Raw genomic sequence first — 25,347 nt, 5'->3', positions numbered from 1 at the left:
GCAACAATAAACCTAAAATATTAAATATTTTCCTTTCATGAAAACAGATTTTGAAATAGCCCACGAGGCAAAGCTCGAACTCATTGAGCGCATAGCAGAAAAAGCGAATATTCCAGTAAAAGAACTCGAACCATACGGAAAGTATATCGCTAAAGTGCCTTATCGACTCATTGATGATGAGAAAGTGAAGAAATCAAAATTAATACTCGTTACCGCTATCACACCAACAAAGGCGGGTATTGGTAAAACAACAGTTAGTGTAGGCTTGGCACTCGGTATGAATCGCATCGGAAAGAATGCTATTCCTGCCCTTCGTGAACCTTCATTGGGGCCATGCTTCGGTATGAAGGGTGGTGCTGCTGGCGGTGGTTACGCACAGGTGTTGCCAATGGAAAAAATAAACCTCCATTTCACAGGCGACTTCCATGCCATTACTTCTGCTAATAATATGATTGCAGCCCTTTTGGATAACTATATTTACCAACACCAAGACGAAGGCTTTGCCATGAAAGAAATATGGTGGCGTCGTGTCTTAGACGTGAACGACCGTAATTTGCGTACAATTATTACAGGTTTGGGTGGTAAAACAGACGGATTGCTAACCGAAGGCGGTTTCGATATTACCCCTGCATCGGAAATTATGGCTATCCTTTGTTTAGCAACCGATGAAGAAGACTTGCACCGTCGCCTTGATAATATCATTCTTGGTATCACTATTGAAGGCAAACCGCTTTACTTGCGTGAACTCAACGTAACGGGTTCTATCGTAGCTCTTTTACATGAAGCTATCAATCCGAACCTTGTTCAAACAATAGAAAATACACCTGCTATCATTCATGGTGGACCATTTGCCAATATTGCGCATGGTTGTAACAGTATTTTAGCTACGAAAATGGCAATGAATGCAGCTGATTATTGTATTACAGAAGCTGGTTTCGGAGCTGACCTTGGTGCTGAAAAGTTCCTTGATATCAAGTGTCGCAAGGCTGGTATTTCACCAGTTTTGACCGTTCTTGTAGCTACTGCACAAGCGTTGAAGATGCACGGCGGTATTGATGTAGCCGAAATTAGCAAACCAAACGTTGAGGGTTTGAAAGCTGGTTTATGCAATTTGGACAAACATATTGCCAACTTGAAATCTTTTGGACAGACAATTGTGGTTTGTTTGAATCGCTTTGCTACCGATACAGACGAAGAATTGGCTATCGTTAAGGAACATTGCGAAGCACAAGGCGTAGGCTTTGCTATCAATACAGCCTTTGGTGAAGGTGGTAAGGGTGCTGAAGATTTGGCACGTTTGGTAGTTGAAACCATCGAAAAGAAACCATCTCAACCTTTGAAATATGTTTATGAAGAAACAGACGATATAGAAACAAAGGTTCAAAAAATAGCAAAGAATATTTACGGAGCAGATAGAGTGATATTGCGCCCAGCAGCTAAACGTGATTTGGCACGTATCAAAGAACTCGGTTTCGATAAATTCCCTGTATGTATTGCTAAGACCCAATACTCATTCTCGGAAGATGCAAAGGCATATGGTGTACCTACCGATTTCTCAATCACCATTCGCGATTTCGTCATCAATGCGGGTGCTGAAATGATTGTAGCCATTGCAGGTACCATTATGCGTATGCCAGGATTACCAAAAAGCCCACAAGCAGAACGCATTAACGTCGTAAATGGAGTAATAGAAGGCTTGTCATAAAGCATTATCCATAATTGCAAAGTCTCGGGGAAGTTTCTTTCTCGAGGCTTTTTTTGTTTATTAATTACAAAATTAGCTACCCATTGGCGGAATTAGTTTGGCTATTATTCGGATAACTCATGTCATTTTGTTATCAGTTCACCAGATTTGAAGTAATAAAGCTGCTATATGATGTCATATTGTAAAAAAACATCTCATAAGAACCATTCCTTTTATCGTAAGCAACGATTTTGCTAAGTCATACGAAGCATATAAACGAAATAAAATGGAGTTGAATATGGTCGTGGCGAGAAATCTAAAGTTGCAAGCAAGCAATGATACTTTGTAGGGGCGTGATTTATCACGTTCCTCTCAGCAAATTATAGGGTGTTAGGAACGTGATAAATCACGCCCCTACAAAATACCATTACTTGCCAAACGTCAGCTATTGTACACTTTGAAAAAGAACATTATATTACGTCAAACTATGGTCATTTGTTTCCGAATTTTAAACAAGATTACCATTACGAACATTATTTTATGAGCATTTGCTTTCTTGTCAAATTCTTAAAAAACTTTTTTTTCTTATTATATATTGTGTAGTTAGGCAAAATTTGAGTACCTTTGCGCCTCGAAGTCTTTAGCGTAATTTAGTTTTACACGAAGGCGGATATACTTTTGATAAATAAATAATAAAATAATAAAACTTCAAAGATGAAAATTTCATTTGAAAATCCCGACAAAATCAATGGTCTTTTGACAATTGTTGTCGAAGAAGCTGATTACAAAGACGATGTTGAGAAGGCACTCAAAGACTATCGCAAGCGTGCCAATATGCCTGGTTTCCGTCCTGGACAAGTACCTATGGGCTTGTTAAAGCGTCAAGTTGGTCCACAAATTAAAATGGATACTATCAACAAGTTCTTAGGTGAAAACCTTCAAAAGTATATCGTTGATAACAAAATCCACATGCTTGGACAACCAATGGCATCTGAAAAGCAAGAAGCAGTAGAATTGGAAAATCCTGCTCCTTACACATTTATGTTTGACATTGCAGTAGCTCCAGAATTCAATATCGAACTTACAAGTAAGGATTCAATTGAATACTACGATATTAAAGTAGACGATAAGCTCATCGACCAACAAGTAGAAATGTTCGCAAGTCGTGCTGGACACTACGATAAGGCTAAAGAGTTTGACCCAGAAAAGCGCGATATGCTCAAGGGTGATATTCGTGAATTGGACGAAAAAGGCAATACACTCGAAGGCGGTGTAACTGTTGAAGGTGCGGTAATGATGCCACAATATATTAAGGTAGAAGACCAAAAGAAACTTTTTGACGGTTGCAAATTGGGCGATATTATTACTTTCAACCCACGCAAGGCTTACCCAAAAAGTGATGCAGAAATCTCTTCATTGTTAAAGATTGACCGTAAAGAAGTTGGAAACCACACTGGTGATTTCACTTTCCAAATCACAGAAATCTCACGTTTCGTAAGTGCTGAAAATAACAAGGAACTTTGGGACGCTATTTATGGTGCAGATGCAAATATTAAGGACGAAGCTGGTTTCCGTGCTGCTATCGCTGAAGGCATCAGCAAGCAACTTGAAAACGATTCAAACTACAAGTTCATGCAAGACGTTCGTGCATACGCAGAAAAGAAAGTTGGTGAATTGAAATTCCCTGATGAACTTTTGAAGCGCATTATGCAGGCTAACAACCAAGATAAGGACGCTGAATTTATTGAAAAGAACTTTGCTCCAAGCATCAATGAACTCAAGTGGCACTTAATCAGAGAAAAAATTGCAGTTGCTAATAATATTAAGGTGGAAGATGCTGACGTTCGTGAAAGCGCAATCCAAATGGCACGCGCTCAATTTGCACAATACGGCATGGATAATGTTCCTGAAGAATATGTAAACAATTACGCTAATGAAATGTTGAAGAAGCGTGAAACTATTGATTCATTGGTTGAAGCTGCACTTAATCGTAAGCTCTCTGCTGCATTGAAAGCGGTTGTTAAATTGAAGAAAAAGTCTGTTACAATGGACGAATTTAACAAACTTCTTGCTCCGGAACAAGAAGCTGCTGCTGAAAAACCAGCAAAGGCTAAGCGCACAAAGAAGGCTGATAAAGCTGAAAAAGAAGAAAAATAAACCGACTTTGCCTTTTTATAAGGTAGAGAAAGTTTCCTCATAAACAACAATATCCTTACTCAAACCATCTCGCTTGTAGATGTGTTCGATAAGGATATTGTTGTTTTTATTTGTTCTAAAAGTAAGAAATTAATCAAAATAAACCCACTCACCCAACAAAAAAGTTGTTATTTTATGCACTCATTCTCTTTTTTTTTATTATCTTTGTGTTAGAATACGGAAATTTGTCATGTTCGACATGGCATGTTTTTTGTATGAACGACTCAGGAAAGCAGATGTTGTTTCAGCTTTATAGTCAAACAAAATGAATAAAAAAGAATACGCAATGAACGATTTTAGAAAGTTTGCCACCCAAAAATTGGGTATGAACGGAATGGTATTAGATGATGTAACAAGCATGCAAAATCAGTACCTTAATCCATACATCTTAGAGGAACGTCAGTTGAACGTTACGCAAATGGACGTGTTCTCACGTTTGATGATGGACCGTATTATCTTCCTCGGTACGCAAATCGACGATTATACAGCCAATACTTTGCAGGCACAGCTCCTTTATTTGGACTCTGTTGACCCTGGAAAAGATATTTCAATTTACATCAATTCGCCTGGTGGTAGCGTTACAGCAGGGCTCGGCATCTATGATACGATGCAATTTATTACGAGCGATGTTGCTACTATTTGTACGGGCATGGCAGCTTCAATGGGCGCAGTGTTGCTCGTTGCAGGTCAAGAAGGCAAGCGTTCGGCCTTGCCACACAGCCGTGTTATGATTCATCAACCACTTGGTGGCGTGCAAGGACAGGCATCAGATATTGAAATAGAGGCAAAAGAAATCTTGAAATTCAAGAAAGAACTTTATACCATCATTAGCAATCACTCACACCAATCATACGAAAAGGTTTATCAAGATAGCGACCGTAACTATTGGATGACCGCAGAAGAAGCAAAAGAATATGGTATGATAGACCAAATATTAATAAGAAAAAAATAAGTCAATGCCACAGAAAAAATGTAGTTTTTGCGGAAGAAGTGAATCAGATGTACGCTTGCTCATAACAGGTTTGACAGGCTATATTTGTGAAGATTGTGCGCAGCAAGCTAACAACATCGTGCTTGAATCTGGGATATTAGGTGCTAAAGACGAAAAATTCAATGACATCGACATAAAAAAAGTGCCGAAGCCAAAAGAAATTAAAGCCTATTTAGACGAATATATCATTGGGCAAGACGAAGCAAAACGTTATCTTGCAGTGGCGGTTTATAACCATTATAAACGATTGCAGCAACCCAAAGAAGACGATGATGTAGAGGTTGAAAAGAGCAATATCATTATGGTGGGCTCAACAGGTACAGGTAAAACTTTGTTGGCTCGTACTATTGCAAAACTTTTAAACGTACCTTTTACAATTGTAGATGCTACCGTTTTTACAGAAGCAGGCTATGTTGGTGAGGATGTTGAGAGCATTTTGTCGCGTCTTTTACAAGTGGCTGATTATAATGTTGCAGCTGCTGAACGTGGAATCGTATTCATTGACGAAATTGACAAGATTGCACGAAAAAGCGATAATCCAAGTATTACACGCGATGTGAGTGGAGAAGGCGTTCAACAAGGTTTGTTGAAACTGCTCGAAGGTACTATGGTGAATGTTCCACCAAAAGGCGGACGCAAGCACCCAGACCAAGATTACATTCACGTTGATACTCGAAATATTCTTTTTATCTGCGGTGGCGCATTCGATGGAATAGAGCGCAAGATTGCTCAACGCCTGAATACCCATGTTGTGGGCTATAATTCAGTGCAGAATGTGGCAAAAATCGACAAGAAAGACTTGATGAAGTATGTACTTCCACAAGACTTACGTTCGTTTGGACTTATTCCTGAAATCATCGGACGTTTGCCAGTTCTGACCTATCTCAATCCTTTGGACAGAGAAGCGTTGCGAAAAATTTTGGTAGAGCCTAAGAATTCTATCGTAAAACAATATATTAAACTTTTCAAAATGGACGGTATAAACCTTTCATTTACTAATGAAGCATTGGATTATATTGTGGATAAAGCCGTAGAATATAAGTTAGGAGCGCGTGGATTGCGTTCTATTGTTGAGGCTGTGATGATGGAACAAATGTTTGAATTGCCGTCAAAACGTGTGAAAAAATACGAAGTTACGGCTTCATACGCAAAAGAACAATTGGACAAAGCGAAACTCAATAAAGTTGAGTAAGCTGAAATAAATATGCAAATTCGTCTCCATGGTGCTAAAAAGCATGGGGGCGAAGATGCAAAACCAACACTTTAGAAAGGAGAAACTAAACTTTAATATGGCACAAGAAGTCAATCTTACAGAGAAATTGAAGCACTTCTTTGGATTTGATAAATTCAAAGGTGCTCAAGAAGCGATTATTCGCAATGTCTTGGCAGGCAACGATACTTTTGTATTGATGCCTACAGGAGGCGGAAAGAGTCTTTGTTATCAATTGCCTTCGCTCATAATGGAGGGAACGGCAATTGTTATATCACCTTTGATAGCATTGATGAAAAACCAAGTCGATGTGATTAATGGGATTAGTGAGGAAGATGGTGTAGCTCATTACCTCAACTCTTCGCTCAAAAAGACCGAGATTGACCAAGTGAAAGCCGATATTCATAGTGGCAAAACAAAACTACTTTATGTTGCGCCAGAGTCGCTTAACAAAGAAGATAGCATTGAGTTTTTCCGCACTGTGAAGGTTAGTTTCTATGCAATTGATGAGGCTCACTGTATTTCTGAGTGGGGACACGACTTCCGACCAGAGTATCGCAAGATTAGACAAGCTGTAGACCAAATCGGGAAAGCGCCTATTATAGCTCTTACAGCAACGGCAACGGACAAGGTAAGGAGCGATATTGTGAAGAGTTTAGGCATTGAAGGTTGCAGCGAATTTAAGAGTTCGTTCAATCGTGCTAACCTATATTATGAGGTAAGACCAAAGAAAAACGAAGAAGATACCAATCGTCAGATTATAAAATTCATCAAGCAAAATCAAGGCAAAAGTGGTATTATCTATTGTCTTTCACGCAAAAAGGTGGAAGAATTGGCTGCGGTTTTGCAAGCAAACGAAATAAAAGCCGAACCTTATCATGCTGGTTTAGACTCTGAAACACGTTCCAAGACGCAAGATGACTTCCTCATGGAGAATATTGATGTCATTGTTGCTACCATTGCTTTTGGTATGGGCATTGATAAACCCGATGTTCGCTTTGTCATTCACTACGATATTCCAAAAAGTTTGGAGGGCTATTACCAAGAAACAGGGCGTGCTGGGCGTGACGGAGAAGAAGGAAAATGTATTGTTTTCTATTCTAAGAACGACCTCAAAAAGCTTGAAAAGTTCATGGAAGGCAAGCCTGTTTCTGAGCAAGATATAGGTCGCCAACTGTTACAGGAAACTGAAACTTACGCTGAATCATCGGTTTGTCGTCGTAAACTCCTACTTCATTATTTCGGAGAAGAATATCTTAAAGATAATTGCGGTATGTGCGACAATTGTTTGCACCCAAAAGAAAAGATAGAAGCGCAAGCACCATTGCTCATGGTACTAAAGGCTGTGAAAGCATTGAAGGAGAATTTCCGTCAAGAATATGTTATCGATTTTGTGAAAGGGCGTGGTACTGACGACATAAAAGACCATAAACACGACGACCTTGAAGAGTTTGGATTGGGCGAAAAGGAGGATACAAAAATTTGGAATCCTGTTATTCGTCAAGCATTATTGGAAGGGTATTTGAAGAAAGATGTAGAAAACTACGGACTTATTAAACTTACCGCAGCTGGCAAACGCTTCATGAAGAGTCCAAAATCTTTCATGATTGTTATGGACAAGGAGTTTAAAGCCGACGATGTAGACGAGAGTTTGGTAGGCGGAATTAGTGTTGCCGACCCAGAATTGTTTGCTATGCTTAAGGATTTGCGCAAACAAATGGCACGCAAATTAGGCGTTCCTGCTTACGTAATTTTCCAAGACCCATCGTTAGACCAAATGGCAATGATGTATCCAATCACGGAACAAGAGTTGCAAAACATACAAGGTGTTGGTGTCGGTAAGGCAAAACGTTATGGCGCAGAGTTCTGTAAGTTGATTCAAAAGTATTGTAAGGAGAAAAATATAGAACGTCCCGAAGAGTTACGCGTGCGTACTGTGGCTAAAAAGTCAATGCAAAAAGTGAAAATCATTCAAGGTATTGACCGCAAATTGCCATTAGATGACATTGCCATCGCCGAAGGATTAAGCTTTGACGACCTCCTTTCAAAGATAGAAGAAATCGTGTATAGCGGAACAAAACTTAACATTGACTATTTTTTGGAAGATGTTTACGATGATGACAAGATTGACGATATTTACGATTACTTCATGAATAGCCATACCGATGATATTGACGAGGCTCTGAAAGAACTCGATGACGATTACAGCGAAGAGGATATTCGATTGGTACGTATCAAGTTTATATCCGAAATGGCTAACTAAGCACGCTTTTTTAACATAACATTTGAGGGCTCATGATTCTTATTTGAATGATGAGCCTTCATTGTTCGAGACGATACAAATCCGTTGTGGATAGAAGAAAGCAATCCTTTCTTGCATAGAAGTCATCAATATAAAAGTGCGCTTACTTATACTTGTACTTTACCAAAGCAACAAGCCGTTTTGATGATGAAAGCAGGTTATACTCGAAACATCAATCCAATAGCTTCGGTTTACTATTTTAATCCAATAACGGGCGTATATCGAACGCATGAAGAAAACGTGAAAGGTGGTGATGACTATGAAATTAAGCTTGTTTTTGACAAAGGATTAGGCGACTCTTTCCATTCGGTAACCAACTTGACGACTAATATAGCATCGGATTGGATTGTATGGCGAAGTTAAAGCATTGGGAGTTTGTAAATCAAATGACCGATGAAATCCATTCAGGCTATCTTACCCCGAAATGAACAAACACCGCTTGATTTGGACTGCCAGTGCGAAGTGGTTGTTCTGGAAAAATAAAGGCTCACTTCAGTTAGGATATAACGATATTCTCAACCAACTTGTCTTCAAGCGCAGTAATATTACACCTACTTTGCGTTCTGAAACATGGCAAGATTTTATGCACAATTACGTTAGCCTCACGTTCAAATATACTTTCGATGCGAAAGGAAAGAAGTAGAAAAAGTCAGCTAAAAGGATAGAAAAGGGCTGGTGTTTTTGCATACAAATGCAAACTTAAAATTTAGTTCCTATTCTTTCGAAATTTAAAACAGCCTGTTTTGAAGTCCAAAAGCTATTGTTTTGAGTTCCAAAACAATAGCTTTTTTTTATGGGGATTTTTATCCATTTTCTTTGTATAACACAATTTACCCTCTCATTAGCGTCTTGCAGCAAAGACGATGAAGAAAGTTCTGATGGCTCTATCGTTGGCATTTGGAAAGTCGAAGAATATGCATTGAATGGTGTTAAGATGCCTATTGCTCCAGAAGACCTCTCATATTCAGAGTTTAAAAACAATGGAACAGTTGTAACCTATGAACTTGATGAAGATGGAAAAACATTTTTTGCAAACTCTCCAGAACCTTATTCTTATGATAGTGAAAAGCATCTCTTGACTATAGGTGATGAAACTGTAAAGGTTTTGAAATTGACTCAAAGCACAATGATAGTTGATGGTCAAATTATAGACGAAGATACTCATACCAAGGGAATGCAGAAAATGACTTTGAAGCGCGTTTCTAAAGTAGGAGAAAAATAATAATTGATAAAACCAATGCTATGAATTGCAAAAAATAGCATTGGTTTTATTTTTAGTTTAACTCTTTTAGAAGTCTATTTACTACCACTAAAAGCCTACGATTCTCACAAGCAAAAAAGAGTTTGTGCCGAACTTGCCGACTTAATCAAGTAGACTTATAATCTTTTGTCGTTAAATACTTTTAAATTCATGGTAGAAATTAGCAAAAATAATAATCTATCTGAAGAATAATTAGTAAATTTGCACGCAATAAATTTTCTAATATACACTATGTCTTCATTTGTTGCAGATAAAATCATCATGGACGGATTGACTTACGATGACGTCCTTTTAATCCCAGCTTATTCTGAGGTACTACCCAAAGGGGTAGAGTTGAAAACCAAGTTTTCTCGTAACATAGAACTGAATGTTCCTTTTGTTACGGCAGCAATGGATACCGTAACCGAAAGTTCTATGGCAATTGCCATTGCACGAGAGGGTGGTATCGGTGTGATACATAAGAATATGACCATCGAAGAGCAAGCCCGTCAAGTGGCAATCGTAAAACGTGCCGAAAACGGAATGATTTACGACCCTGTTACGATACGTCGTGGAAGTACCGTAAGAGATGCTTTGGCGATGATGGCTGAATATCATATTGGTGGTATCCCTGTTGTTGATGATGAAAAACATTTAGTCGGAATTGTTACCAACCGTGATTTGCGCTTTGAACGCCGTTTCGATAAGACGATTGACGAGGTGATGACACATGAAAATTTGGTAACAACACATCAGCAAACCGACCTTACTGCTGCTGCACAAATATTGCAAGAAAACAAAATAGAAAAGCTACCAGTTGTCGATAAAGACAATCGTTTGGTAGGTTTGATTACTTATAAAGACATTACCAAGGCAAAGGACAAACCAATGGCTTGCAAAGACGAGAAAGGTCGTCTGCGTGTAGCAGCTGGTGTGGGTGTTACTGTCGACACAATGGAACGTGCTTCAGCTTTGGTGGAAGCAGGTGTTGATGCCATTGTGATTGACACTGCACACGGACATTCACAAGGTGTAATTGGAAAATTGCGTGATGTAAAGACTGCCTTCCCTAATCTTGATGTTGTGGTGGGTAATATCGCAACAGGCGAAGCTGCAAAATTCCTCGTTGAAAATGGGGCTGACGCAGTGAAAGTGGGCATTGGTCCAGGTTCAATCTGTACAACTCGTGTCGTAGCAGGTGTGGGAGTGCCACAATTGAGTGCTATTTACGATGTTTATTCAGCCTTGAAAAGCACAGACGTTCCTTTGATTGCCGACGGTGGTTTGCGCTATTCGGGCGATGTTGTTAAGGCTTTGGCAGCTGGCGGTAGCTCTGTAATGGTAGGTTCGTTGGTTGCAGGTACAGAAGAATCTCCAGGCGACACCATTATTTTCAATGGTCGTAAGTTTAAGAGCTATCGTGGTATGGGTTCATTGGAAGCAATGGAACAGAAGAACGGCTCTCGCGACCGTTATTTCCAAGGCGATATAAGCGATAATAAAAAGTTAGTTCCAGAAGGAATTGCAGGTCGTGTACCTTACAAAGGCACTGTTCAAGAGGTGATTTACCAACTTGTAGGTGGTTTACGTTCAGGTATGGGTTATTGTGGTGCTGCTTCAATCGAGAAACTTCACAATGCACGCTTTACACGCATTACCAATGCAGGTGTCATGGAAAGCCACCCACACGACATAGCTATTACAAGCGAAGCACCAAACTATTCGCGTCCAGAATAATAAACACGCTCCACCCTCGTTATTTAAGTAAAGAGGGTGGGGCTTTGTTCCACTATAAAATAAAAATAATACAGCCTTCTTGATAAAAAAAGAGGAGGCAAAGAATGATAAACGTTTGAAATGAGAATAATATCATTGTTGTCTGCCGTAATGCTCAGTGGCACTATGGCTTTTGCACAGCAGGTTGACCCCGTCATTATGACAGTGAATGGTCAGCCTGTAAGTCGTTCAGAATTCGAATATTCTTACAATAAGAATAATTCGGAAGGGGTGATAGATAAAAAAACGGTAGCAGAATACGTTGATTTATTTGTCAATTACAAGTTGAAAGTTCAAGCGGCATTAGATGCAAAGTTGGATACGCTTACTTCTTTCAAGCAAGAATTTATGACCTATCGCGACCAACAAGTGCGTCCGACAATGATTACTGATGCTGATATTGAGGCTGAAGCACAAAAGATTTATAAGGAAACACGTGATAGAATAGAAGGTAGCGGTGGCTTAATACGCTGCGCCCACATCTTACTTTCTGCTGGACAAAAGGCAAGTGTGGCAGAACAAAAAGAAATTGCCGACCGTGCTGACTCTTTGTATAATGTTATTATGAAAGGAGGCAACTTTGCTGAATTGGCAAAGAAGTATTCAAAAGACCCAAGCAGTGCTGCTCGTGGTGGAGAATTGCCTTTAATTACAAGGGGACAGACGGTTCAAGCCTTTGAAGAAGCCCTCTTCTCAATGAAACCAGGTGAGATAAGCCACCCGATATTGTCGCCTTTCGGTTATCACATTATTAAATACGTTGCAAAAGAGCAATTCCAGCCTTACGATTCACTGAAAGCAGACATACATCAGTTTATTGAAGCAAGAAATTTACGCGAGCAAATTATCGACCAGAAGTTGCAGAAAATGGCAACAGAAGCAGGAAATGGTGTAACACCACAACAGTTGGTTGAGCAAAAACTCGCTGAAATGGAAGAGAAAGACCCTAACTTGAAGAACCTTGTGAGAGAGTATCATGATGGACTTTTATTGATTGAAATGAGCAGTCGTGAGGTTTGGGATAAGGCTTCTAACGATGAGGCAGGATTGCAAGCATACTTTAAGAAGCACAAAAAGCACTATGCTTGGAAAGAACCACGCTTCAAAGGTATCGCTTACCATGTCCAAAAGAAAGAAGATGTAAAGGCGGTCAAAGATTGTGTGGCTAAAATTCCATTCAAAGATTGGGGCGAAAAACTTCGTACCACCTTTAATAATGATAGTACAATCCGCATTCGTGTAGAAAAAGGATTGTTCAAACAAGGCGATAACCCATTGGTTGACAAGGAAATTTTTAAGCAAAATACAACTGTAAAGCCAGTTGAAAATTATCCTATCGATGCCGTTTATGGTAAAAAGTTAAAGAATCCAGAAGAAATGAATGATGTACGCAGCCAAGTAATCTCTGACTATCAAGAAAGTTTAGAGAAAGAATGGATAAAGGCTTTGCGTAAAAAATATACGGTAAGCGTCAATCGTGAAGTGTTGAACACCGTCAATAAACATTAAGGAAATAGGTTTTATGAATTTAAAGAAATATTGTGTTGCAGGAATCCTCGTTTGTACAGCCTTCACAATGATGGGTGTACCAGTAGGATTGTTATCAACTTCAAGTTACAGACCATCGACTGACACTGTGAAAACGGAGAGCGAAACCGCTGATAATGTGGTTGACCAAGTGCTGTGGGTGGTTGGTGATGAGCCAATATTGAAGTCTGATTTAGAAATGATGCGACTACAAGGAGAAGCAGATGGCATGAAATGGAAAGGTAATCCTAATTGTGCCATTCTCGAACAAATTGCTGTTCAAAAACTTTTCTTGCATCAAGCTGCATTAGACAGTATTAATGTAACCGAAGCAGAGATAACACAAGGCGTTGAACAACAAATCAATGCGTGGATTGCTATCCCTCAAATTGGTTCAAAAGAAAAGTTGGAGGAGTATCAACATAAGAGTATTGCACAAATTCGACAAGACCTACACGACGATTTTAAGAATCGACAGTTGGTGCAACGTATGCAAGAGAAACTCGTTGGCGATGTGAAAGTATCACCAGCTGAGGTGCGAGAATACTTTAAAAAGTTGCCTGTTGATAGCATTCCTATGATTCCAACAACGGTTGAGGTGCAACTTATAACGCAAACGCCAAGAATTGAACCTACCGAAATAGAAAGAATTAAGAACCAATTGCGCGATTATACCGACCGAGTTGTAAAGGGTGAAACTTCGTTTGAAACGTTAGCACGCCTTTATTCAGAAGACCCAGGTTCGGCACGTCAAGGTGGTGAGTTGGGATTTATGGGACGTGGTATGTTAGACCCTACTTTCGCAGCAGCAGCTTTCAATCTTACTGACCCTAAGAAGGTGTCAAAAGTTGTTGAAAGTGAGTTTGGATACCACATTATTCAGCTCATTGACCGCCGTGGAGATAAATTAAATTGTCGCCATATCCTTTTGAAACCAAAAGTTTCGGCAGATGCTCTGAATGCCGCAACTAATCGTTTGGATTCTATCGCCAACGATATTAAAGCTGGAAAATTTACTTTCGATGAAGCTACGATGATTATTTCGGACGACAAGGAAACTAAAAACAATCATGGATTGATGACCAATGTGCAAGGGCAAGCACGCACTTCACGTTTTGCAATGCGTGAATTGCCATCGGAAATAGCACGCAAAGTTGAGAATATGAAGGTGGGCGAAGTGTCAGAGCCTTTCTCTATGATTGACGGAAGAGGTAAACTTGTTGTCGTAATTGTGAAATTGAAAGGTAGAATAGACGAGCATCGTGCGACAATAACAGAAGATTTACAAGCCATGAAGGATATTGTGGCATTGAAAAAGCGTCAAGATATAATTCACAATTGGATTGTGAAAAAGGTGAAAGACACTTATGTTAGAATGTCGCCAGAGTACCGAGATTGTGATTTTGAATATGAAGGTTGGATTAGATGATTCTCTTGAATAAAGGAATAAAAGATATTTGCGGGCATAGAATCATAATGTTGATGATTCTATGCCTGTTTGGACTAAGTGTTTCTCTCCCTGTTTCGGCTCAAAAACCAAAAAAACAGCAGGGAGAAAAACTCTTTATTGACCATGCTGAGAATGTGCGTCACAACCAAATGGAGTTGCCTGATGTGCAAATTGCAAAAGGAAAAGTGAAGTTTCGCTACAAGGATATGACCCTATTATGCGATAGTGCATACCTCAATGAAAAGCAAAGTTCGTTCCAAGCATTTGGTCATGTTGATTTAAAACGCAAAGATGGAACTCACTTAACTTGCGGTCGTGCTTATTATGAGGGTATCTCTCAAATGCTGAAAGCCCGCGTAAAAGTGAAAGTTCGCCAACCTGGAAAGTCGTTGATTTGTGATAGTTTAGACTATAATATGGTGTCAAATATCGCTAATTATTTTGGCGGACGTGGCACTTTAAATTATGCGGGCAACGTGGTTGTAGCCGACCAAGGCGATTATAATACAAAAACTCATGACGCCAACTTTTACGGAAATGTGTTTATTCGTACACCCAAATATCGAATAAATACACCGACTGCACACGGAAATACGGACACTGGATTGATGCATGTAGTAGGTAAATCGGTGATTAGAACTACAAAAGGCGAGGTGGTAAATACCAATGATGGTATTTATAACAGCAGAACTGACAACATGCAACTGAATGGTTTCTCGACAATTAAGTCGCGTGAACGAGACGTTGAAGGCAATAATATTGTTTATAACAGTGCTACTGGCGATGCTGAAGGTCATGGAAAAGTGAAGATTTATGATAAAATAAATCAGCGAACCATGACGGGTGAGGACATTTATTACAATAGTAAAACGGGTCAAACCAAAGGAAACGGCAATGTAAAGATTGTTGACCATAAGCTAAAACGTACCATAACGGGCGAATCGGTCGTGTATAATGCGAATACAGGGCATAGCGAAGGGCATGGGAATGTGAAGATTGTGGACGAAATTAAGCAGCGTACCATAACGGGCGATGACCTTATTTACAATAATAAAACCCGTGAAGGCGAAGGAAAAGGCAATGTTTATTACATTGATACAAAAAGTAAACATGCTTTTAAGGGTGATTTTATTCATTACACCGATTCGGCTGCAATTGCTTACGGAGGTACTCCTGGGACGGTAGCCAAAGACTTTTCACAAGGCGATACGCTCTTTGTGCATGCCGATACAATCAGTATGAAGGCTTTTAACGTGAATACTCCACAAGTTTATCGTAAGATTTTTGGAGTGGATAACGTGCGTGCTTATCGTACAGATATGCAAGCTGTTTGTGGGTTCTTTATCGCAAATACGAAAGATTCGTGCCTGACAATGTATGATGAGCCTATCGTTTGGAATGCAAATCGACAACTTTTGGGCGATTCCATAAAGGTTTATATGAACGATTCTACCATTCGAGAAGCCCATATTTATGGCAATGCGATGTCGATAGAACAGCTTACAGACAAGCAATACTACAATCAAGTGCGTTCAAAGACCATGCATGCACAATTTATTGAAGGTAAAATTAGGACTGGTCAGGCCATAGGAAATGTTGAAACAATCTATTTTCCAGTAGATGACAAAGATAAATCGTTGACGGGATTGAACTATTTGGAAACCGATACGATGCGTTTTTTCATGTCGCCTGAACGGCAATTGCAAAAAATATGGACGAATAAATTTACGTCAACACTCTATCCGATGACGCAAATTCCACCAGATAAGTTGCTATTACCCAACTTCCATTGGTACGAAGATGTACGTCCGAAAGATAAAAATGATATTTTTAGGAATGTAGCACGAAAGGCGAAAACAGATGTTAGACCCAAAGAAGTGGCTGCTCCGCCTATTCAACAAATTTCAAAATAGTATCAAATAAAGTCCAAATGATATTCTTTCATCAACCTAAACCGCGTCGTTTTCATCATGAGTTCATCTATTACGATGAACGAAAGGAACGATTGAAGAAGATGAAAGAATATGTTCAAGCTGAAAAGGAAGGTTGCAAAGTGGAAAAGAAGTCGGAGAAACAGGGTGGTGAATATCACGAAATTAGTTTCCGAACCTCACCCAATAGACGGCAAACTGCCAATCATCGGTTCATGACAATTGTTGGAATTACCACATTGTTAACCCTTTTGATAGTTTTTTTATTTGCCTATTTTATGTAAAGATAATAAGAATGAGCGATATAATTCAACTTTTACCCGATAGTGTAGCCAATCAAATTGCGGCTGGAGAGGTGATTCAACGACCTGCTTCGGTTGTAAAAGAGTTGGTTGAAAATGCTATTGATGCTGGCGCAACAACGATAAACGTAATTATTGTTGATGCAGGGCGTACTTCAATTCAGGTTGTTGATAACGGAAAAGGTATGTCTGAAACCGATGCGCGCATTTCTTTTGAACGCCATGCAACCTCAAAAATTAAAAAAGCTGACGACCTTTTTGCATTGACAACAATGGGATTTCGTGGCGAGGCGTTGGCTTCAATCGCTGCGGTGGCACAAATTGAATTGAAAACACGTCAAGAAACTGAGGAGATAGGTACACTTCTAAATATTTCAGGAAGTAAATTCGTGGGACAAGAACCCTGCTCGTGTGCCGTTGGGAGCAGCTTTAAAGTGGATAACTTATTCTTTAATGTACCCGCAAGGCGTAAGTTTTTAAAGTCGGATACAACCGAACTCAACAATATTATTTCGTCTTTCGAGCGCATAGCCTTAGTCTATCCGAACATTTCTTTTACACTTCATTCGAATGGAGTAGAAATCTTTTCATTAAGAGCATGCGGCTTGCGTCAAAGAATCGTGGAAGTTTTTGGTAAGAAACTGAATCAAGATTTGCTTCCAGTAGAGGTAAGTACAACGCTTTGTCATATCCATGGGTTTGTTGGTAAACCAGAATCAGCAAAGAAAAAAGGTGCGTTGCAATATTTTTTTGTCAACGACCGTTACATGAAACACCCTTATTTCAATAAAGCCATCGTTACAGCTTTTGAACGTTTATTGCCATTTGGCGAGCAAGTGCCTTACTTTATCTATTTCCAAGTGCCTGCTGAAAATATTGATGTCAATATTCACCCGACCAAAACGGAAATAAAATTTGAAAACGAACAGGCCATTTGGCAAATCTTAATGGCTGCAGTAAAAGAAGCGTTAGGTAAGTTTAATGATATTCCTTCAATTGATTTCGATACGGAAGGGAAACCTGATATTCCTGTTTTCAATCCTTCGGCAAATACAAACGCACCCAAAGTCAATTATAATCCCAATTATAATCCTTTTAAAGAAACGCAAGTTGGTCGAAATACCATTCCTGCTGACGATTGGCAAACATTATATCAAAATCTTGGAGATGATGAAATGATGCCCAATGCAACCCCTCGTACTGATAATAATAATGGGGAGCAACACATTTTCACCCCTTCCGAATCGGGGAAAAGTGATTTAAGAAGTGGAAATGTAGCTGAAGAACGCTCGCCAGCCCACTATCAATACAAAGGTTGTTACATTATGACAGCGGTAAAATCAGGCTTAATGATAATAGACCAACATCGTGCACATGTGCGTATATTATATGAGTTGTATTTGAAACAGCTCAAAAACCATACGGCGCACACCCAAAAATTGCTTTTCCCTGAAATGATTACGTTTCCAACTCATAACGTTTCATTATTAGAAAAGGTCATTTCTGAAATGAAACTCATGGGTTTCGACTTGAGTAATATGGGGAGGAATAGCTATGCCGTTAATGGAATTCCAACGGGAATAGAGGGATTAGATATTTCAAAGTTGGTAGGCGAAATGGTCAATTCTGCCCTCGAAGAAGATGTTACTGTTGATGAAGAAATAAAGAAATCATTAGCTTTAAGCCTTGCAAAGAACGCTGCAATTCCTCATGGACAGGTGCTAAATAATGATGAAATGGAGAACATTGTTAATCAATTGTTTGCATGCAGTAATGTAAATTATACACCAAACAGAAAGGTAATATTAACAATATTACGGCAAGTTGATATAGAAAAAATGCTGAATTAGGGTTGTTTTTTAGTTGATTACTTAAAATTTTTACAATAAAAGACTTTTTTTAATAAGAATGACTCGCAATATAAAAAATAATGCTTACCTTTGTTGCGTGATTTGAGTTTTAACTTACTATAGACTTAGAGATAATAGATTATTTGATATTATAATAAATAAAGGTTATGAAAAAAATTTTAATGGTATTGGCATTTGCTGGCGCATCGGTTGCTGGCTTTGCTCAAGAAGAAGTGCCTACTTTAAAGAATAGTGTTGCCACTAACTCTTTTTGGGACAATTGGTTTGTTCAAGTAGGTGGACAATGGAGTGTGTGGTACTCAGGTCAAGAACATGGTGCTGATTTCAAAATTAATCCATTTAAGGCATTCCGTGGTAACCCTGGAGTAGGACTTTCTATTGGTAAATGGTTTACTCCTGGACTTGGTCTTCGTGTTAAGGCACAAGGTATTTGGGGTAAGCGTGTAGGCGATACTGACGATGTTAACTCAAAGGTTGACAATGGTAACAAGTATTGGTTGGCTCAAGGTCATGCTATGTTTAATCTTAGCAATTTGTTTTGTGGTTACAATGAAACTCGCGTATGGAACATCATTCCATTCGTAGGTGCTGGTATAGGTCGTTCTATGAGCAAGGACTATTATGGTATGGTTCTTAGTGCTGGTATTCAATCTTCATGGCGTTTGAGCAAGGTAATGCGAGTATATGCAGAACTTGGCTATAACCGTATGGAAGGTGATATTGATGGTTACGACCAATACTATGGAAATCGTGGTTGGGACTCACATGATAACAACCTCTACGCTGAATTAGGTCTTCAATTCAACATTGGCAAATCTACATGGTCGCATACTCCAGACGTTGATGCTATCAACGCTCAACACCAAGCAGCTCTTGACGCTTTGAATGCACGTCTTCGTGATGCTGAAGCAGAAAATGCACGTCTTCGTGATGCTCTTGCTAACCAAAAACCTACTGAAACAGTTTCTCAATCAGTTAAGGAATTGATAACAACTCCAATTTCAGTATTCTTTAATATTGACAAGACAAATATTGCATCTAAAAAAGACCTCGTAAATGTACAAGCTCTTGCTAAGTATGCAATTGACAACAACAACAACCTCCTTGTTACAGGTTACGCAGATAGTGCAACAGGTTCAGCTAAACACAACCAATGGTTGTCAGAACAACGTGCTAAAACTGTTGCTGGTGAACTTGTTAAGATGGGTGTAAGCTCAGATAAGATTACAGAAGTTGGTAAGGGTGGTGTAGACACATTGTCTCCTATCTCTTTCAATCGTCGTGCAACTGTTCAAGTTACTGACTAATTTAGAAGAAGAACTAAAATAAATAAAAGTGTTTGCCAATTTGGTAAACACTTTTTTTCGTGCTGATAGTTGAGGTCGATACGATTTACAAATTCAAAAGTGCCTATTTTGGAGAGCAAAACCTATTGTTTTGAAGTCAAAAACAATAGGTTTAAGTTTCGTGGATAGCAACCGCTTGGGTATGTAACATCAAAGAACAAACATACACTCTTGATTTTAAAATAAGAATTACTATTTTTTAGTCCTCTACAAAACTCTATTTATTTCCAAACGATACGATTAGTTATTAATGAGTTGTGTTAAGAAAAACTTTGTATAAGAGGGTTTTATAAAGGTTTCATTTTGTATATTATGAAAAATAAAAAAAAACAACTACTCTTTGATATTTTTCATACCTTTGCATCTGATAAATGTATTAAGCAGCGTGGCACTCAAGACGCCGATGCTCCCTATTCGTTCACCACAGAGAGAAGACGATAACAGGTGAGCGGCTATCAAACACAAAAGTGGGAGGGAAACCAACAGTTCCCTCCCACTTTATTTCATGTCATGAGTAGTTGCATGGCTATTCTCGGCACGCATGCCGAGGGTTACCACACGCTTCCCCAATTCTTATCGTTGCTGCCTTCCTCTTCGTCCCACGAGTCCAAGTCGTCGCCCTGCCACTGCTTTCCATTGGCTTCATCCGTATTTTCATCTTTTCTTGGAATTCCTAAACTTTCCGCTAAGGGGTTAATTGTTTCCATTTTGATGATTTCGGTGCATGGCGACAGGTAGGTGCGTCTGTCGCCAGCTGTGCTGTTTACATTTATATTATCTCTGTTCATCTTTATTTCGTCTTTAATGTTTTCTTACCCTTCATGATATACATGCCCGATGGCAGACTGTCGAAGTTGGTGCCAACATAGCGCCCGTCGATGGTGTATATGCGCTGTGCGCCTTGCTGTACATCGGTGTTTCCTGTCACATCGTTGATGCCCGCTGTTTGATTGTCCTCCTCAGTGAGTAACACAAACTGATTGGCGGCAGCAATAGTCGACTTAGGCATAATGATTCCGCGGAAAGGAGGTATGAGTTTATCCACACCCGTCTTACCTGGCATTCTTTTCCACATATCGTTTCCATTTTCATCGCGACCCAGCGTCCAAGGGTTGTTAGCCGACGTATCCTGTCCATCCCCACGTTGAAGCTTTTCGGTGCTTCCAGTGAACACGTAGCTTTGGTCATTTTTTCCTTCAGTAAAGAACTTTGGCTTGAGTCTGTTAAATCTCTTATCCTTGTCATTGCCAGACGCAGCTATTACCACTGTATTGTCAATCGCTTTGAACTCCTGAGAGGTGTGGTTCTTATTATCTGTAATGCGCAGCAAATAGGGTCTGTTCGCCTCAAGCTTGCTACCGTCGGGGATTGAATTGAACATATAAACTTCTTCCATTATATAATTACCAGTGTATTCGTTTATTTTACCCGTGCTTCTCTCTGTTTGTAAGTCCAAATAGTATGCGCGAATGCCCTGTGGTAATGTCACGGCGTATGGCAGGAAAATGGTGAAACAGTTCTTGCCAGAGGCAAAGTCAGAGAAGTCGCGGTAGGAGGTTAGAGAATTGTCTCCTTCATAATGAGCAACCGTTAAATCAGTGTTGTAACCACGATTTATGGTTGTGTTGTTAATGGTCATGTTGCATCTGTTGTAAACCACCTCATTGGCTTTGATGTCACAAAGGAACTCGTATTCTGCACCATCTTGCAAGCTCAGCTTGGTGCATGTACCGTTGCTCTTAACAAAGTTCACATCTTGACCATCCGCAATGGTGATGCCCGTTGCTTCAGGAAGAAACACGAGAGTATGAGTTGGCAGTCCTGCCGTGATAGTATGCGAATTAGATTCGCGTGACAAATTCTGCAGTTTGTTTTTGAACTCAGTGTTGTTGACGTTGCGCAAGTCTATAAATTCCAAATCGGTGCAACCTTCAAGAATTCCCACACCAATCTTGCAGTTGGCACTGCCCTTCAAGGTAAATCCTGTCAGATTGGTATTTCCTGCAAAGGCACCATTGCCTACTTCCTCAATTTGCTCTTCAATTACAAAATCACCTGACATAACGCCATTTTCGAAAGCCCTTGCGCCTATTTTCGTTACGTTAGACAATTCGTTGAAACTTTTGATACCAGTATTTGCGAAAGCTCTTTCTTCTATTGTAGTCACAGAAAGAGGAATGTAAAAATTTTCTTTTGCAGTAAAGGCTTTTTCAAACATGCCTGCAGGAATCGTTTTTGGACCCTCTTCTAAAACAGGTGTAACTTTTTTATGAAGTTTATAAGAACTTAGATCAAACGAATATTCTGCAAAGGATTCCACACCCGAACGTTGGTCAGTGCCTGCGGGCAAGTTTTTATACATCGCCTTAATTTTGTTATCTTTGGGCTGTTCACCAATCTTCGCTGTTGCAGGAATAGGTGTTGTTATATCAAATTTGTCTCCCTTGAAAGCCTGATACCCCAAGAACGTTATATTTGAACACTCAAATTTTGACTTTGAAAAACTTCCCTCAAAGGCTTGGGGACCGATGGCAGTTGCACCAAGAATTTTGATTGGTTGAAATTTTTTCGAATATTTATATTTTTTCGGTTTTCTACCCTTTAGTTCAATCTCACTATAAGGTGCCAAATTGGTTTTGTAGAAGGCACGCCAACCGATGTACTTCAGATTTGCTGGGAAATTTATCATCGTGACACTGCATTGATAAAAGGCGGCATCCTCAATGGCTTCTATCGATTCAGGAAGCTCCACATTATCAATTCCTCTTTCATTGATGAATGCATAGGAGCCGATGGCTACCACTGTCCAGTCCTCATTGTTATACTTGACAGTAGCAGGAATTATTACTACAGGAATTTCATGTTTTGTATCTGCTTCTGAATTTTTTGAATCAAATGGTTTGTCTGTTATAAATTCTTCTACTAACGTAACTTTCGGTGTCCCGTTGTAGCCTTTCCACTGGTCAGGGAGTTTAGCCGTTGCATTGGCTAACTCCTGCTGTGTTGCTTGCTCCGTTGCAGCATTTGAGTTTGCCCATGTCACTTTCACGGTTTTGGCTGTGGCATCTACCACCTGATACCAATAGCCATCGACTTGGAATCTGTCGCCCACGTTCTGTGCAGTGATAGGCAGAGCCGTTATCATTAGCAGCACAAGCGCAAGCCATGCGCTGCGGTACTTCGCTTTGTTGTTGTAATTTTGTTTCATCATTCTAAATAATATTTAATTGTTGTTTTATGTCGTTGGACTGTTACTCCTGAAAAGAATTGATGAATACCTGTTTTATGAGACTCCACAATTCGATGCAAAGATACACAAAAGCATCGGTTGTAACAAATACAACTTGTATTATTTGCACATATTTAACAGAAATATGATAGCAACGGATTTACACGGAGTAACACGGACAACCTCCGTGAATATCCGTGAAGCTCCGATGCAAAAGTTTTATTGGTGTTCGATAAAAATAAAAGTGCGTGTGAATATCAAGCGTATTTCTAAAGCGAAGTGAAAACAATAGGTTTGCTTTTTCCTTATTTTTCTAAGAATTTAGAATCAATGTATTTCGTGAATGTTTCCCGATACATATCGCCAATAGGAATATTTGTATTATCGCCAAGAATTACTCGGTTTTTAATAATTTCCTCTATTTTTAGCAAGTTGATAATCCATGAGCGATGTATGCGCATGAAATTTTTTGGTAAGTTTTCTTCCATTTTCTTCATACTTAGAAGTACGATTAATGGTCGTCGTTCGCTATCAAAATGTATTTTAAGATATTCTCCCATTCCCTCAATGCAGCGTATTTCGTTTACATTGATACGCACAACTTTATGTTCATTTTTTAGAAATAGAGTGTCGTCATTAGGTAAAGCTACTTCTTCAACTTCTTTGTTTAAAAGTTCGTATTGACGTTTTACGCGCTCGGCAGCTTGCTGTAAATCGGCTAATCCAAAAGGTTTTAAAAGATAATCGACTGCTTCGACTTTATAACTTTCTATCGCATAATCACTGTATGCGGTGGTGAAAACGATGAGAGGACGTTCTTCTAAGGAACGAACAAAATCGAGCCCATTTAGGTCAGGCATGGTAATATCAATAAAAATAGCATCTATTTTTGTTTTTTTCATTACTTGCTGCGCTTCAATCGCATTTTGGCATTCGCCTACAAGTTCTAAAAAAGGTGTACTTTTAATATACGATGCTAATTGTTGTAGTGCCAAGGGTTCGTCATCAATGGCGAGTGTTTTAATTTTTATATCCATATTAAATTTTAATCTGTTGTTAAAGTTTTCATTTTAAATTTGTTTTATCGTTCAGAGGCAAATCTAATGTAACTTGATAGAAATCTTTTTCTTCAACGATAGTGAGTTTATGATTGTTTGGATAAATTAAATTTAATCTTTGTTTTGCACTTTTTAATCCTAAACCACCTTGCTCGTTCTTGGCATTTTGTGGCTTTTTATTAAAACAAGTGAAACATATTTTTTCGTCTTTTACATTTAACGAAATATCTATGGTGCATTCTTGTTGATAGGTTACACCATGTTTGAACGCATTTTCAACAAAGCAAATGAGCAACAAGGGAGGAATTTCTCCAACAGAAAAATAGTCTGGTATCTTGAAATTTACCTTCACTTTCTCAGTGTATCGCATGCGCATGATAGTGATAAATCTACCGATAAATTCGCTTTCTTTTTGCAATGGGATTAGTTTATGGTTGCCTTCATACAACACATAACGCATCATTTTCGATAATACAATAATTGATGTTTTAGCTTTTTCAGGGTCAATATCCACCAATGCATGAATATTGTTGAGCGTGTTCATGAAAAAATGCGGGTTTATTTGGTATTTCAAGTATATTAACTGCTGCTCTAAACTTTTTTGTTGTAATGCACGCAACTTTTCAAAGTCTTCATTCGAATAGAAAAACATCTTCACACCGAAGTTCATACCAAACATTAAAATAACGATAAGTACATGAACGACTAATACTTGTGCAGCAATGTGGGGAGGAAGAATTGATATGTCGTTGTGTAAGTTGGCTGCAATTTCACTCTCTGCTATACTTTGAAAGAAATGATTATGAACTAATACAGGATGAAAAAAATATTGTGCAATTGTAAAAAGAATAAGTAGAACAAATAAAAAAGCAAAATATTGTTTGCGTTTTTTTTGGTAAACAATTTTGGGAAGTAGGAAAATATTATGAATGAGAAAAACAATAAAGAATAATGCCAATATTTTCCAAGCACTTATGACATGATTCCAATTGAAAGGTTCATAGGTGTCTGTAATGCGTAGCAGCATAGCCATAATGGGGATTGTAAACACTACAAACCAAATTGTAAGATATAAGGTATTTTCTTTATGTTGCTCAATGTAGTTACGAATAGATTTTATCATTTTTTTATTTTTCTACATTTAATAATTCTTTAAGGGGACTCAACCTTTCGTATATATGGAGGTGTTTTATTTGACCAACATTGTTTGGAAATGAAATAAATAGCATTCTTA

Annotated in this window: 20 protein-coding genes; 16 read left to right on the top strand and 4 right to left on the bottom strand. The window is 38.9% G+C overall.

The features are described from left to right. Positions 1–37 precede the first annotated feature (37 nt). From DYI03_RS08360 to DYI03_RS08290, 15 genes are all read left to right on the top strand, one after another. Entirely contained in the window at positions 38–1,705 is a 1,668-nt protein-coding gene (locus tag DYI03_RS08360) for a formate--tetrahydrofolate ligase (protein ID WP_004356727.1), read from the top strand. Positions 1,706–2,398: 693 nt separating this feature from the next. Further along, positions 2,399–3,841: a trigger factor gene (gene tig, locus DYI03_RS08355; RefSeq protein WP_021669413.1), complete on the top strand. Its 1,443-nt coding sequence runs from the start codon at positions 2,399–2,401 to the stop codon at positions 3,839–3,841. A 325-nt stretch (positions 3,842–4,166) separates the two neighbouring features. Beyond that, the gene (clpP, locus tag DYI03_RS08350; RefSeq protein ID WP_025064635.1) at positions 4,167–4,832 is read left to right on the top strand and encodes an ATP-dependent Clp endopeptidase proteolytic subunit ClpP; all 666 of its coding nucleotides are present in this window, start codon (positions 4,167–4,169) and stop codon (positions 4,830–4,832) included. Between the two features lie 4 nt (positions 4,833–4,836). Further along, entirely contained in the window at positions 4,837–6,063 is a 1,227-nt protein-coding gene (clpX, locus tag DYI03_RS08345) for an ATP-dependent Clp protease ATP-binding subunit ClpX (RefSeq protein ID WP_021669416.1), read from the top strand. Between the two features lie 97 nt (positions 6,064–6,160). Continuing rightward, positions 6,161–8,344, top strand: coding sequence for a DNA helicase RecQ (recQ, locus tag DYI03_RS08340; RefSeq protein WP_025064634.1), 2,184 nt, complete (start codon positions 6,161–6,163; stop codon positions 8,342–8,344). Positions 8,345–8,428: 84 nt separating this feature from the next. Beyond that, positions 8,429–8,746 (top strand): hypothetical protein, encoded by a 318-nt coding sequence (locus DYI03_RS08335; RefSeq protein WP_004356870.1) that lies wholly within the window; start codon positions 8,429–8,431, stop codon positions 8,744–8,746. A gap of 61 nt (positions 8,747–8,807) precedes the next feature. Continuing rightward, positions 8,808–9,026 (top strand): outer membrane beta-barrel protein, encoded by a 219-nt coding sequence (locus tag DYI03_RS08330; RefSeq protein WP_021669419.1) that lies wholly within the window; start codon positions 8,808–8,810, stop codon positions 9,024–9,026. 150 nt (positions 9,027–9,176) lie between these two features. After that, positions 9,177–9,605 carry a lipocalin-like domain-containing protein gene (locus DYI03_RS08325; protein WP_021669420.1) on the top strand — a complete coding sequence of 143 codons (429 nt, stop codon included), beginning with the start codon at positions 9,177–9,179 and terminating at the stop codon, positions 9,603–9,605. A gap of 270 nt (positions 9,606–9,875) precedes the next feature. After that, complete coding sequence (guaB, locus tag DYI03_RS08320) at positions 9,876–11,360, top strand: IMP dehydrogenase (RefSeq protein WP_004356747.1); 1,485 nt, start codon at positions 9,876–9,878, stop codon at positions 11,358–11,360. A 120-nt stretch (positions 11,361–11,480) separates the two neighbouring features. Further along, positions 11,481–12,908: a peptidylprolyl isomerase gene (locus DYI03_RS08315; protein WP_025064633.1), complete on the top strand. Its 1,428-nt coding sequence runs from the start codon at positions 11,481–11,483 to the stop codon at positions 12,906–12,908. Between the two features lie 13 nt (positions 12,909–12,921). After that, positions 12,922–14,355: a peptidylprolyl isomerase gene (locus DYI03_RS08310; RefSeq protein ID WP_021669422.1), complete on the top strand. Its 1,434-nt coding sequence runs from the start codon at positions 12,922–12,924 to the stop codon at positions 14,353–14,355. Next, positions 14,352–16,289, top strand: coding sequence for an OstA-like protein (locus tag DYI03_RS08305; RefSeq protein WP_021669423.1), 1,938 nt, complete (start codon positions 14,352–14,354; stop codon positions 16,287–16,289). The genes DYI03_RS08310 and DYI03_RS08305 overlap by 4 nt, the downstream gene beginning before the upstream one ends. 17 nt (positions 16,290–16,306) lie before the next feature. Then, on the top strand, positions 16,307–16,591 hold the full coding sequence (locus DYI03_RS08300) for a hypothetical protein (protein WP_021669424.1): 285 nt from the start codon (positions 16,307–16,309) through the stop codon (positions 16,589–16,591). An 11-nt stretch (positions 16,592–16,602) separates the two neighbouring features. Beyond that, on the top strand, positions 16,603–18,459 hold the full coding sequence (gene mutL / locus DYI03_RS08295; RefSeq protein ID WP_021669425.1) for a DNA mismatch repair endonuclease MutL: 1,857 nt from the start codon (positions 16,603–16,605) through the stop codon (positions 18,457–18,459). A gap of 167 nt (positions 18,460–18,626) precedes the next feature. Then, on the top strand, positions 18,627–19,787 hold the full coding sequence (locus tag DYI03_RS08290; protein ID WP_021669426.1) for an OmpA family protein: 1,161 nt from the start codon (positions 18,627–18,629) through the stop codon (positions 19,785–19,787). Between the two features lie 590 nt (positions 19,788–20,377). Here the strand turns inward: DYI03_RS08290 and DYI03_RS08285 are convergent. Beyond that, a complete protein-coding gene (locus DYI03_RS08285) occupies positions 20,378–20,614 on the bottom strand; it encodes a hypothetical protein (RefSeq protein WP_021669429.1) in 237 nt (78 codons plus the stop codon). A 2-nt stretch (positions 20,615–20,616) separates the two neighbouring features. Further along, positions 20,617–23,037, bottom strand: a complete 2,421-nt coding sequence (locus tag DYI03_RS08280; protein ID WP_021669430.1) for a leucine-rich repeat domain-containing protein — start codon at positions 23,035–23,037, stop codon at positions 20,617–20,619. Between the two features lie 163 nt (positions 23,038–23,200). On the opposite strand from DYI03_RS08280, the gene DYI03_RS13450 reads away from it, so the two are divergent. Then, positions 23,201–23,338, top strand: coding sequence for a hypothetical protein (locus tag DYI03_RS13450; RefSeq protein ID WP_154655477.1), 138 nt, complete (start codon positions 23,201–23,203; stop codon positions 23,336–23,338). A 22-nt stretch (positions 23,339–23,360) separates the two neighbouring features. Here the strand turns inward: DYI03_RS13450 and DYI03_RS08270 are convergent, their stop codons facing one another. Together DYI03_RS08270 and DYI03_RS13680 are read right to left on the bottom strand one after the other, a co-directional pair. After that, entirely contained in the window at positions 23,361–24,092 is a 732-nt protein-coding gene (locus tag DYI03_RS08270) for a LytR/AlgR family response regulator transcription factor (RefSeq protein WP_021669432.1), read from the bottom strand. 28 nt (positions 24,093–24,120) lie between these two features. Then, complete coding sequence (locus tag DYI03_RS13680; protein ID WP_021669433.1) at positions 24,121–25,236, bottom strand: sensor histidine kinase; 1,116 nt, start codon at positions 25,234–25,236, stop codon at positions 24,121–24,123. Positions 25,237–25,347 lie beyond the last annotated feature (111 nt).

It is taken from the genome of Prevotella disiens (genome assembly GCF_900454955.1).
In the GTDB taxonomy this organism is placed as follows: Bacteria; Bacteroidota; Bacteroidia; order Bacteroidales; family Bacteroidaceae; genus Prevotella; species Prevotella disiens.
Note: the sequence above shows the minus strand (reverse complement) of the source record. Positions and strands in the feature narration are given on the sequence as shown.